At 63.6% G+C, this 12,302-nt stretch carries 9 protein-coding genes; 3 read left to right on the top strand and 6 right to left on the bottom strand.

From position 1 onward, the window contains the following. Positions 1-19: 19 nt before the first annotated feature. Together HAP54_RS11595 and HAP54_RS11600 are read right to left on the bottom strand one after the other, a co-directional pair. A complete protein-coding gene (locus HAP54_RS11595; protein ID WP_166300099.1) occupies positions 20-1,150 on the bottom strand; it encodes a DUF5938 domain-containing protein in 1,131 nt (376 codons plus the stop codon). A gap of 36 nt (positions 1,151-1,186) precedes the next feature. Next, positions 1,187-1,990, bottom strand: coding sequence for an SDR family NAD(P)-dependent oxidoreductase (locus tag HAP54_RS11600; protein ID WP_166300101.1), 804 nt, complete (start codon positions 1,988-1,990; stop codon positions 1,187-1,189). Between the two features lie 328 nt (positions 1,991-2,318). Between HAP54_RS11600 and HAP54_RS11605 the strand changes: the two genes are divergently transcribed. After that, positions 2,319-2,957 (top strand): TetR/AcrR family transcriptional regulator, encoded by a 639-nt coding sequence (locus HAP54_RS11605; RefSeq protein ID WP_166300103.1) that lies wholly within the window; start codon positions 2,319-2,321, stop codon positions 2,955-2,957. Between the two features lie 340 nt (positions 2,958-3,297). Here HAP54_RS11605 and ptsN read toward each other — a convergent pair whose 3' ends face one another. From ptsN to HAP54_RS11625, 4 genes are all read right to left on the bottom strand, one after another. After that, positions 3,298-3,759: a PTS IIA-like nitrogen regulatory protein PtsN gene (ptsN, locus tag HAP54_RS11610; RefSeq protein WP_029082506.1), complete on the bottom strand. Its 462-nt coding sequence runs from the start codon at positions 3,757-3,759 to the stop codon at positions 3,298-3,300. Positions 3,760-3,991: 232 nt separating this feature from the next. Beyond that, positions 3,992-4,591 (bottom strand): ribosome hibernation-promoting factor, HPF/YfiA family, encoded by a 600-nt coding sequence (gene hpf / locus HAP54_RS11615; RefSeq protein ID WP_166300105.1) that lies wholly within the window; start codon positions 4,589-4,591, stop codon positions 3,992-3,994. Between the two features lie 185 nt (positions 4,592-4,776). Continuing rightward, a complete protein-coding gene (rpoN, locus tag HAP54_RS11620; RefSeq protein WP_166300107.1) occupies positions 4,777-6,432 on the bottom strand; it encodes an RNA polymerase factor sigma-54 in 1,656 nt (551 codons plus the stop codon). A gap of 260 nt (positions 6,433-6,692) precedes the next feature. Further along, positions 6,693-8,027 (bottom strand): IS1182 family transposase, encoded by a 1,335-nt coding sequence (locus HAP54_RS11625; protein ID WP_166202952.1) that lies wholly within the window; start codon positions 8,025-8,027, stop codon positions 6,693-6,695. Positions 8,028-9,127: 1,100 nt separating this feature from the next. Here HAP54_RS11625 and leuS point away from each other — a divergent pair. Both leuS and lptE read left to right on the top strand, forming a co-directional pair. Further along, entirely contained in the window at positions 9,128-11,752 is a 2,625-nt protein-coding gene (gene leuS / locus HAP54_RS11630) for a leucine--tRNA ligase (protein WP_166300109.1), read from the top strand. Beyond that, positions 11,739-12,296 (top strand): LPS assembly lipoprotein LptE, encoded by a 558-nt coding sequence (lptE, locus tag HAP54_RS11635; RefSeq protein WP_166300111.1) that lies wholly within the window; start codon positions 11,739-11,741, stop codon positions 12,294-12,296. The genes leuS and lptE overlap by 14 nt, the downstream gene beginning before the upstream one ends. Positions 12,297-12,302: the final 6 nt, after the last annotated feature.

Raw genomic sequence — 12,302 nt, forward strand, 5'->3', positions numbered from 1 at the left:
CGCGCCACCCGCGATTGACTCAGTCGTGCACAGTCAGGACCGGCTTGCCGACAAGCCCGAAGCTGCGCAATTGCCCGAGCAGTTCGTGATGGCCGAACGCCTGGCAGCCGGAGGCGAAGCCGACACGCTTGGGCGGCTGCTGCAGCAGGTGCGCAGCGGCATAGGCCTGCAGCATGCCGGTCTGCTTGTAGTTGCTGTTGCCGTAGATGACGCAGTGCGCGCGCCCCAGCGGGCCGGAGGCATACACCGAATCCATCGACTTGTTGACGCGCGGGTTCTCGCGCGGTGGCATGGTGTTCATCACGCCGGCAGCGGTCTGCGCCAGGGCTGCGTAGCGGTCGTCGGGGTTCATGTTCTTGGTCGCCTCCAGCGCGGCGGCGACGATCTGCGGCACGCCCAGCATCAGCGCGCGGTTGAACACGCCGCCCAGCACCTTCACGTTGGCCACGCGCGGATCGTGCTTGAACCACACCGGGTGCGAGGTGCCGCCCCAGGGCAGCGCCAGCGCCAGCTCGTGCTGGCCGGGGATCGCGAGGTTGTAGAGGCCGGCATCGGGCTGATGCTCGACATACTTGTTCTGCTCCAGGTAGTAGGCCTTGGCCATCGCGGCGTTGACCAGGATGGTCTGCGTCGAGGCGATGGTTGGGCTCCCGCCCCAGAACACGGCGATATCAAGCGTGTCGAGGCCGGGCGTCTCCAGGCAGAGCTGCGCGGCGATCTCGCCGGTGGTGTACATCTGCGCGATGCCCGGCGCCAACAGCAGGCCGGCATTGGCGAACCTCGTGCCAAACTCGTGTTCGAGCGTGATCAGCCAGTCCTGCTCGCCTGTCGTGTCGGTGTAGTGGCACTTGGCAGCCAGACAGGCCTGCACCACCTCGACGCCGAACTTGGCGAACGGGCCCACGGTGTTGAGCACCACCGAGGCGCCCTTGAACAATTCAGTCAGTGCGGCCGCGGTGTGCGGCACCGTCACCACCTCGTAGTCGGCGGTCTCGATACCGGCCACGTTCGACTTCATCGCGGCGTTGAGCTTCTCGGCGCTGCGGCCGGCGGCGATGAAGGGGATGTTGTACTCGCGCAGATATTCGCAGACCAGCCGGCCGGTGTAGCCGGAAGCGCCATAGACGATGACGGGCTTCTTCTCGCTCATTGCGATCCTCCGAAATGCTTGTTGTCGGCTTTGTTGCTACATGCCCATGCCGCCATCGACCGGCAGGCCGATGCCGGTGATGAAGCGGGCGTCGTTCGAGCACAGGAACACCGCGGCGTCTGCGATGTCGGAAACCTCGGCGAGCTTGCCGAGCGGCGTCTGCTCCACCACCGAGCCGACGGCGGCGTTGACGTCGGGCGCCAGACCGATCTTCACGATGTCATTGGCGAGCTGCAGGCCCATGTCGGTCGGGATCAGGCCGGGATAGATGCAGTTGACGCGCACGCCGTAGCCGAGCTTGCCGGCTTCCATCGCCGCAACCCGCGTCATGCGATCGACCGCGGATTTGGTGCCGGAGTAGACGGCGATGCTCGGGAACGCGATCGTCGCCGCAACGGAAGCGATATTGACGATCGCGCCGCCCTTGCCGGCGGCGCCGCCCGGCCGCATCGCGCGGAAGGCGTGCTTCATGCCGAGCACGGTGCCGACGATATTGACGTCGCACATGCGGCGCGCGTCCTCGGCCTTGATCTCGCTGACCAGCGAGGTGATCTCGATGCCGGCATTGTTGATCAGGATGTCGTAGCCGCCGAGGGTTTCGATCGTCGCGGCGGCGGCCCGCTCCCATTGCGCGTCGTCGGTGACGTCGAGCTTGACGAAGCCGGTTTTCACGCCGGCCTTGGCGATCTCGCCGGCGGTGTCTTTGCCGGCGCTTTCAAGAATATCGCCGATCATGACCGCGGCGCCGGACCGCGCCAGCGCCTGCGCGATCGCCGCGCCAATCCCCCGGGCGCCGCCGGTGACCAGGGCTTTCCTGCCTTCAAGGCTCTTCGCACTCATGACGTAGTCCTCCCTTTGCTTGGTGATTGATCGGTGCTGTGGCGATCGGCGGCACGGCCTGCGGCCTTGCGCATTCTCTGCGCACTGGTGGTCGCGGCCGGTCGGCGGGCGCAGCGTTGGCGCGCCCGGCGGTGCATTTCCTCCTGTTTGTCGTTAGGTCAGCCGTCTTGACGGTTGTCCAAATTATTGCGCCAACCCTCGTCCAGGAACTTGACACTTGTCAAGCCTGAATTTGACAAGTGTCAAATAGGATGGTGTGAAGGGATGGAGCGTGCCGCGGTCCGCGCGGTATGGTCTCAGCAAGGAACAGTCAGACGAAAGGCACGAGATGGCGCGGCAAGCGACGGGAGCGGCCCAACGCGTGGCGGTGGCGGCCGAGGCGCTGCGCGACGAGAAGTTCAATGCGCGGCGCATCGAGCTTGCGGAAGCCGCGCTGGAAACGCTCGGCGAGCTCGGCTTCGCGCGCACCAGCCTGCGCGAGATCGCGCAGAACTCCGCCTTCACGCACGGCGTGTTTCACTACTACTTCAGCGACAAGCTCGACCTGATCTGCTGCTGCGTCCGTCACTACAAGGCGAAATGCGTGACGCGCTATGACGAGGTGGTGACGTCGGCGCAAAGCCGCGACGAATTGACCGAAGGTTTTCTCGCCAAGCTCGCGGCAACGTTGCGGGACGAAGCCCGCATGCACCGGCTCTGGTACGATATGCGCTCGCAGGCGATGTTCGAGCCGGCGTTTCGCAAGGACGTGCTCGAGATCGACAAGAGCCTGGAAGCGATGATCTGGCGCATCGCCACGCGCTACGCCGAGCTCGGCGGCAAGCAGCCGGCATCCTCTCCGGCCGCGCTCTACGCGTTGCTCGACGGCCTGTTCCAGAGCGCGCTGCTCAGGCACCTCGCCAACGACGAGATGGCCGTTCCGGATCTGCTCGACGAAGTCCGTCGTCTGCTGCCGACGATCTGCTGAAACGATTGCGAATCTTTCGTAGCCCGGATGAAGCGCAGCGAAATCCGGGGCTACGCGGCAAAGATCGCAGAATGGCTCCAACCTCCCCTTGAAAAGGGGAGGTCGCTTTGCTCGTCAGAGCAAAGCGGGTGGGGATCTGCTCTCTCCGCAAACACCGTTGTCCGCGACTGACCCCCATCCCGACCATCCCCCTTTCAGGGGAAGGAGAAGATGAGGATGCCTCGCTGCATGCGTGCTACGGATTGAATGCGACAGTGCTTTGTTGCGCGGACGCGCAATAAAGCACGTTTGCCGTGATGACAGTCGCCCGAATGCGAAATGGGTTCGCGAATGCGAATGATTACGCCGCGCTCGCCGGCGGCAGTGCGAGCACCGAGTAGATCGCCTGCGCGTCGCGCGAGGCACGCAGCTTCTTGGCGACGTCCTGGTCGCGCAGCAGGCGGGCGATCCGCGCCAGCGCCTTGAGGTGGTCGGCACCGGCGCCTTCGGGCGCCAGCAACAGGAAGATCAGATCGACCGGCTGGCCGTCCATCGCCTCGAAATCGATCGGGCGCTCGAGGCGGGCGAAGAAGCCGAACAGCTTCTCCAGCTTGGGCAGCTTGCCGTGCGGAATGGCGACGCCATAGCCGACCGCCGTGGTGCCGAGCTTCTCGCGCTGCAGCAGCACCTCGAAGACGGCGCGCTCGTTCTGCCCGGTCAGAGCCGACGCGCGCGCGGCAAGTTCCTGCAGCGCCTGCTTCTTGCTGATGACTTTTAAAGCCGGGAGAATCGCCTCGGGTGCGACCAAATCGGTAATCGGCATTGGGACGTTCCGAGGTGAATGAACCGTCAGGTTGCGAAATAGGCTTTACAGCGGCGGCGTCAAGAAGTTGAGGTGGGATGCGGGCTTAGCCCGGGTCCAGCTGGCAGGGCTTCTACTCCAACGTATCGGCGGTGCCAACACCTGCGAACCCTGTTCCGCCCCCCTTATTCCTGGAGGCGGCGGACCATAAGCAGGGCCGGCTTCGGACGTCAATGCCATCTACCAACTATCCTCAAGGGCTCACCGCGGGCGGGTCGACCCAGCCGACATTGCCGTCCGTACGGCGGTAAATGATGTTCACCCGGCCGCTGCCGCCATGCTGGAACACCAGGCAGGAGGCGCCGGACAGGTCGAGCTCCATCACCGCTTCGCTGACCGACAGCCGCTTCAGCGCGGTGGTTGCCTCGGCAATGATCACCGGGCTGTATTCGGTGACCTCGTCGTCGTTCTCGGGCGCCTCAATGACGTAGCTCGGCGCGTCGAGCCCGACGCCGTTCAATTCGGCAAGCGCCGCGTTGGCGGCATAGGTCTTGCGGTGGGAGCGATCCTTGAGCCGGCTCTTGTAGCGGCGCAGGCGCTTCTCGATCATCAGGAGCGCAACATCCGCGCTGGCATAGGCGTCGGCGGCGTTGGATTCGGCTTCCAGCGTGATGCCGGAATCCAGATGCAGCGAGCAATCGGTTCGGAAGCCGAAGCCATCTTTGCTCAGCGTGATGTGACCCGAATAGTTGCCATCAAAATACTTTCGCAGGACCTCGTCGGTGCGCTCGCTGACGCGCGCGCGAAGCGCCTCGCCGATGCTGATGCTCTTTCCCGAGATACGAAGGGTCATTTGATGCCTCAATTGCTGGATGCCTCGATCACTCTTGCAGGAGCATGATGCTTGCTGGGATTCCGGTCACCTTCCTTCCTGGACGACGCTTCACCTGGAAAGGTTGAGACTATCGCGATTTGACGCGAACGCAACGAGAGCATGGTCCGGTCCGTACTTGGACGGGGTCATGCTCAAAGAGTAACCTAAACGGGGGCTGTATCGCGCGACCGGTCGGACGAGGAGGCGGGAGCCGAAAGGGCGTTGCCAAGCATGCTCTGTTTATCACGGCGGCGCTGCACCGAAGATGGGATCCGCATCGCTTCGCGGTACTTCGCGACGGTGCGGCGGGCAATATCAATGCCCGAGGCGCGCAAACGTTCCACGATCGTGTCGTCCGACAGGATCGCCGACGGCGCCTCGCCGTCGATCAGTTGCTTGATGTGGTGACGCACCGCTTCGGCCGAATGCGCCTCGCCGCCGTCGGCAGACGCGATCGAGGCGGTGAAAAAATACTTCAATTCAAAACTGCCGCGATTGGTCGCCATGTATTTGTTGGCGGTGACGCGCGACACCGTCGATTCATGCATCTGGATCGCATCCGCCACCGCCTTCAGATTGAGCGGCCGCAAATGCGCGACGCCATAGGTGAAGAACCCGTCCTGCTGGCGGACGATTTCAGTCGCGACCTTCAGGATGGTGCGGGCGCGCTGATCCAGCGCGCGCACCAGCCAGGTCGCGTTCTGCAGGCAGTCGGTGAAGTACGACTTGTCACCGTCCTTGCGGATCGTCTTCGACAGTTCAGCGTAATAGGTCTGATTGACCAGCACGCGTGGCAGAGTGTCGCTATTGAGCTCGACATGCCAGCCGCCGTCGGGGCCGGGACGGACATAGACGTCGGGCACCATGGTCTGCGTCCGCGCGGTGCCGAACTTCAGACCGGGCTTCGGATCGAGCCGGCGGATCTCCGCGATCATGTCGGTGATGTCTTCGTCGTCGACACCGCAGAGCTTTCGCAAGGCCGCGATGTCGCGCTTGGCGAGCAGGTCGAGATGCTCGACCAGCGCCTGCATCGCCGGATCGTAGCGATCGAACTCACGCAGCTGGATCGCCAGGCACTCACTCAGGTTTCGCGCGCACACACCCGGCGGATCGAATTTCTGCAGCACCGCGACGACTTCGTCGACCGCCTGCTGCGACGCACCGAGCCGCTCGGCGGCCTGGCCGAGATCGGCGGGCAAATAGCCGGCGTCGTCGACCAGGTCGATCAGATACTGCCCAATCATGCGCTGCGCCGGCGCCGAGAACGCCACCGCAAGCTGTTCGGCGAGATGGTCGGTGAGCGTCAGTTCGGCGGCCACGAAGGCTTCCAGATTGTACTCGTCGTCGCTGGAGGCGCCACCGCCCCATTCGGTATAGACCGACGGTGGCGCGTCCTGCGCGGCGCGCGCCGCCGCCTCCGCCGGCTCCTCGGAGAACACGTTATCGAGACCGGTATCTAGCGTCTGCTCGATCTCGGCGCGGGTGCCGAGGTCGCGGTTCATCCATTCCTCCTGGCCGGACTCGAAGGCGGTCTCGCCGCCCGAGCCTGCCGCCATGTCGGAATGGTCGCCGTCATCCCCGTAGCTGCTGGAACCGTCAGAATCGCCGTAGTCGGACCGTTCCATGGCCGGCTCGCCCGCCACCGGCGGTTCCGGCCCGTCGGCGGCGCGATCGAGCAGCGGGTTGCGTTCCAGCTCTTCCTCGACAAAGGCCGACAGATCGAGGTTCGACAGTTGCAGCAGCTTGATCGCCTGCATCAGCTGCGGCGTCATCACCAGCGACTGCGACTGGCGGAACTCTAGTCTTTGCGTCAGCGCCATGGAGGCAAGAACGACCCTAAAAGTTGGCTCGATTCTTGCTTATCTTAGTCCGCGAAGCTTGTATACGGCTTGACGGATGCAATTTTTGGGGTAAGCGCGACCAGCAAGAGTGAACGCCCGGTTTTGCGTCAGATCGCGCGTCAGATTCTCTAATTAGCGCATGATCTTGTCGCCAAACCGCTTCACACTTTGGCGGATCATGCGCTAGGAGCCCGTCCAGATATGTTTTCGTGACGGGCATTTGTTGTAGAGTAGCAGGCTCAGGCTGCGTTTGCGAGGTTGAACAGCTTGAGGAGGTTATGGACGGTGCAGATCATTGTCCACTCGGCGCGCACTTTCTCGATGCCCCGCAACAGGAACTGGCGGAAGCCTCTTGCCTGTTTGATCTGCCCGAACACCGGCTCCACCACTTGCTTTCGCAATCGGTAGGGTGTTTCGAAGCCGCCATCGTCGATCTTCTTTCGCATGGCCTGTGTCAGCGGGCCGCCGACTTTTCCGTTCGCTACTGTCGGGTGCTTGGCGCGTCCGGGCGCGACATAGCCATCGATGCTGCGTGTGTCGAGCGCTTCGAGATTGGCTTCGCTGCAGTAGCCGGAATCCGCTGAGGCCTGCCGCGGCTTGCGGCCAAGATTGCTCTCGATGGCCTCGATCAGGGGCACCAACTGGCCCTGATCGCTGCCGTGCTGGGTCAGTTCTTGCGCGACAATGATCTGGGCATGTGCATCGACGGCCGCCTGGGCATTATAGGCCTGAACGAAGCCATCCTTCGACTTCATGATGCGGCTTTCCGGATCGGTGAAGTTGCGTTGCGCCTTGGGATTGGGTTCCTCCGATGGCAGCGCCGCCGGTTTGCCCGGCTTCTTGCGGCCTTCGGCCTGGCGCTGCTGTTCCTTTTCGGCCTCGATGCGGCGCTCTTCCTCCGCCGCCAGTTTGGCGTCCGCTTCCAGCGCCGCCATCGCTTGCTGGATCTTCGCCAGCCGTTTCTGCTTGTCGACGGTCCAGTCCGGCAGTTCGTCGCTGTTGCCGAAAGTCTCATCCTCCGAGGCATCCGCCGCCTCGGCGGCCGCCAGCATGCGAGCGACCTCGGCCTTCAATTCCGCCTCGCGCTTCTTCATGCGCTCATAACTCATCGCCTTGTGTTTCGACGCGTTCGCCTTGATCTTCGTACCATCCAGCGCGACATGACCGAGCTTGACCAGCCCGGCCGTCTCGCACAACTTCAGAACCTGCACGAATAGCGCGCCGAGCGCCTTCAAATGTCGCTTGCGAAAGTCGCTGATCGTCCGAAAATCCGGCGCATCCAGCGCCACGATCATCACAAAATCGTTCCGCTCCCGGCAGGCCTTGGCAATCCGACGCGACGAATACAGCCCACTCGCATAGCTATGCAGCAGCAGCGCCACCATCATCCGCGGATCAAACGGCGGCTGCCCAAGCCCGCTCACATAGCTGCCCATGATCTCCCTGAGATCGAGGCTCTCCCGCACCAGATCAACCATAAACCGCGAGACATGGCCTTTCGGCACGAAGTCCTGCACATTCGGCGGCAGAAGCAGCGTCTGATCGATGTTCCAAGGCCGAAAATACTTGCTCATCGCCCAATGTTGAATCAGACCCGACCAGATTTGAACAGCGACTATCCAGACAAGCTCCTAGGTCAAAGGGTCATGGCGGCCGCGCAAATTAATGTTTGCCTGTGAGGCGTGAGTGGACATTCCACGCGCGCGTCAATGATCGCTATTGACCCAAGGCCGACACGCATCCAGATCGGTTCTGTGTCGCCTCTTGATGGGTAAAGCAGACGCCTCATTTGCGAGTACGTGTCCTAGTTCTGCGGCCCAACGGATGCCAGCTTCGTGCCTCGCACGCCCCGGAATGCGGATGGATGGGACAGCCCCCTAGCGCTGAGTTGCCCGACGGCGCAAGCCCCCGTAGCAAAAATATTTCGGTTTATCGGAATACCCAACTCAGTGTATGAATTACCCGTCTCACCCGATTGAGGGGCGCTCGCGATCGTCACGAACGTTGCGGTGGGATGCGGTGGACGCCGAAGTGCACGCGACGAACGTGAGCCGAGGCGGACGGTGAAATCGTGTGGTCCTGACGCCCTAGTGGCAGGTGTCCTCTCGCAAAAGCGCGTAGCGCTATTGCGAAGGCGGTGACAAGCAAGCCCAGTATCACCGGGGAGAGCACGTATAAGCCGTAACCCATCGCGCAGGGAAAGCCGGGATGCTTCCGGTTTCACCTGTGGTCCTACCCCGGTGCTTTTTGTTGCACCGGACCCATGGGTGCGATCGGCGCCCGGCTTTCCCTGCGCCCTCTGATCGGAGGAGGGCGGAACGAACGGCAGAACTCGGGCAAAACATGTCGCGAGGATGCGAGAACGCGCCCCATATCACGCTGTCATCACCCGGCTTGACCGGGCGATCCAGTATTCCAGAGGCAGCCGTTACTGAGCCGATGGGCCGCGGCGTACTGGGTCACCCGGTCCAGCCGGGTGACGACACCGGATGGGGATCCGGGAGCTCCCTCACCCGCCCAGGCCGGCATCATCAAGACGCGCATTCCGCACCCCTCACAATGAGCATTTGGCGGAGCTCAAGCCGTTGACCCCATGGGCGATTTTATGGCCTAGTCCGCCGTCCCCGAACGGGACCCGAAAATCACCCAAAGCCACCAAAAGCCTTGCGATTTCATGACCGCCGAACGCTACAACGCCCGTGAATCCGAACCCCGCTGGCAGCGCCTGTGGGACGAAAAGGCGATCTTCGCCTCCAAGATCGACGATAAACGGCCGAAATACTACGTGCTCGAGATGTTCCCCTACCCGTCGGGGCGCATCCATATCGGCCATGTCCGCAACTACACGCTCGGCGACGTGCTGGCGCGCTTCATGCGTGCCAAGGGCTTCAACGTGCTGCACCCGATGGGCTGGGACGCGTTCGGCCTGCCGGCGGAGAATGCCGCGATCGAGCGCAAGGTGGCGCCGAAGGCCTGGACCTACGACAACATCGCCGCGATGAAGAAACAGCTGCGCTCGATCGGGCTGTCGCTCGACTGGTCACGCGAATTCGCGACCTGCGACCCTAGCTACTACAAGCATCAGCAGAAGATGTTCCTGGACATGCTGCGCACAGGCCTCGCCGAACGCGAGAAGCGCAAGCTGAACTGGGATCCGGTCGACATGACCGTGCTCGCCAACGAGCAGGTGATCGACGGCCGCGGCTGGCGCTCGGGCGCCGTTGTCGAACAACGGGAAATGAGCCAGTGGGTCTTCAAGATCACGAAGTACTCGCAGGAGCTGCTGGAGGCGCTGGACGGTCTGGATCGCTGGCCCGACAAGGTGCGGCTGATGCAGCGCAACTGGATCGGCCGCTCCGAGGGCCTCTTGATCCGCTTCGCGCTGGATGCGGCGACGACGCCGGCCGGCGAGAGCGAGCTGAAGATCTTCACCACGCGGCCGGACACGCTGTTCGGCGCAAAATTCATGGCGATCTCGGCGGATCATCCGCTGGCGGTCGCCGCTGCCGCGAAGAATCCGAAGCTCGCCGAGTTCATCGCCGACATCAAGAAGATCGGCACCGCGCAGTCGATTATCGACACCGCCGAGAAGCAGGGTTTCGATACCGGCATCAAGGCGGTGCATCCGTTCGATCCGAACTGGAAGCTGCCGGTCTATGTCGCGAACTTCGTGCTGATGGAATACGGCACCGGCGCGATCTTCGGCTGCCCGGGGCATGACCAGCGCGACCTCGACTTCGTCAATAAATACGGCCTCGGCAATGTGCCGGTGGTCTGCCCCGAGGGCCAGGACCCGAAGACGTTCTTCATCACCGACACCGCCTATGACGGTGACGGCCGCATGATCAATTCCCGCTTCCTCGACGGCATGACCATCGACCAGGCCAAGGAAGAGGTCGCCAAGCGTCTGGAGAGCGAATTGCGCGGCAATGCGCCGGTCGGCGAGCGGCAGGTCAATTTCCGCCTGCGCGACTGGGGCATTTCACGCCAGCGCTATTGGGGCTGCCCGATCCCGGTGATCCACTGCCCGACTTGCGACGTGGTGCCGGTGCCGGACGACCAGCTGCCGGTGACGCTGCCGGAGGATGTCAGCTTCGACAAGCCCGGCAACGCGCTCGACCATCATCCGACCTGGAAGCACGTCACTTGTCCCAAGTGCGGCGGCAAGGCGGTGCGCGAGACCGACACGATGGACACCTTCGTGGACTCGTCCTGGTACTTCGCGCGCTTCACCGATCCCTGGAACGAGACGGCGCCGACCACGCCGGCGGTCGCCAACCGGATGATGCCGGTCGACCAGTATATCGGCGGCGTCGAGCACGCGATCCTGCATCTGCTCTACAGCCGCTTCTTCACCCGCGCGATGAAGGCGACCGGCCATATCGACATGACCGAGCCGTTCGCCGGCATGTTCACCCAGGGCATGGTGGTGCACGAGACCTACCAGAAGGCCGACGGCAACTGGGTCACGCCGGCCGAGGTGAAGATCGAGGTGGGCGGCAACGGCCGCCGCGCGGTGCTGCTGGCGACCGGCGAAGACGTCGAGATCGGCCCGATCGAGAAGATGTCGAAGTCGAAGAAGAACACCGTCGACCCCGACGACATCATCGCGAGCTACGGCGCCGACGTGGCGCGCTGGTTCATGCTGTCGGACTCGCCGCCGGATCGCGACGTGATCTGGAGCGACGAACGCGTCCAGGGCGCCGCCCGCTTCGTGCAGCGGCTGTGGCGGCTGGTGAACGAATCGGCCGAAATCGCCAAGGCGGCGCCGGCGAGCCGGCCGGCGACGTTCGGGCCGGAGGCGCTGGCGCTGCGCAAGGCGGCCCATGGCGCGCTCGACAAGGTGTCGTCCGGGATCGAGCGGCTGCATTTCAATGTGTGTCTCGCCCATATCCGCGAATTCGCCAATGCGCTGGCCGAAGTGCTGGCGAAGGGCGACAAGCCGGCCCCGGATGTGGCCTGGGCGGTGAAAGAGGCCGCGACCATCCTGGTTCAGCTGTTTTCGCCGATGATGCCGCATCTGGCCGAGGAGTGCTGGGTGGTTTTGGGCCATGAGGGGCTGGTTTCGGAGGCCGATTGGCCGCAAATCGAACGCGATTTGCTGGTCGAAGACAGCGTGACCCTGGTCGTCCAGGTCAACGGTAAAAAACGAGGTGATGTTACCGTGCCACGGGCGGCGCAAAATGCGGATATAGAGGCTGCCGTTTTGGCGCTCGATGCGGTAAAAGTCGCCCTGGCCGGGAAACCCGTCCGCAAGGTGATCGTAGTGCCCATGAGGATCGTCAATGTTGTCGGCTAGGATTGGGATCGCCGCCCGGCTCGTGGCCGTGGCCGCCTTGGCCGCGCTGACGGCCGGATGCTTCCAGCCGATGTATGCCGAGCGCACCCTCGACGGGTCGTCGTCCGCGCTGCGCGAAAAGCTGTTGGCCGTCGAGGTTCCGCCGGTCGACAAGCCGAACGCATCGCGCGAGGCCCGGGTCGGCGTCGAAGTCCGCAACGCGCTCGCCTTCAAGCTCTATGGCACCGCCACCGGCGTGCCGCCGACGCACCGGCTGGTGTTGCGTTTCACCACCAGCCGCTCCTCGCTGATGCTCGATCCGACCACCGCGCTGCCGACCAGCGAGAACTACGGCATCGACGCCCAGTTCAACCTGGTCGAGATCGCGTCGAACAAGTCGGTCATGACCGGCACCACGTTCTCGCGCGTGTCCTATGACATGCCGGGCTCCTACCAGCGCTACGCCCGCGCCCGCGCCTTCCGCGACGCCGAGGACCGCGCCGCGCAGGAAATCGCCGACAACATCCAGACCCGGCTCGCCTCCTTCTTCGCCACCGGAACCTGATCGCCG

The organism is Bradyrhizobium sp. 2S1 (assembly GCF_011516625.5).
In the GTDB taxonomy this organism is placed as follows: Bacteria; Pseudomonadota; Alphaproteobacteria; order Rhizobiales; family Xanthobacteraceae; genus Bradyrhizobium; species Bradyrhizobium septentrionale.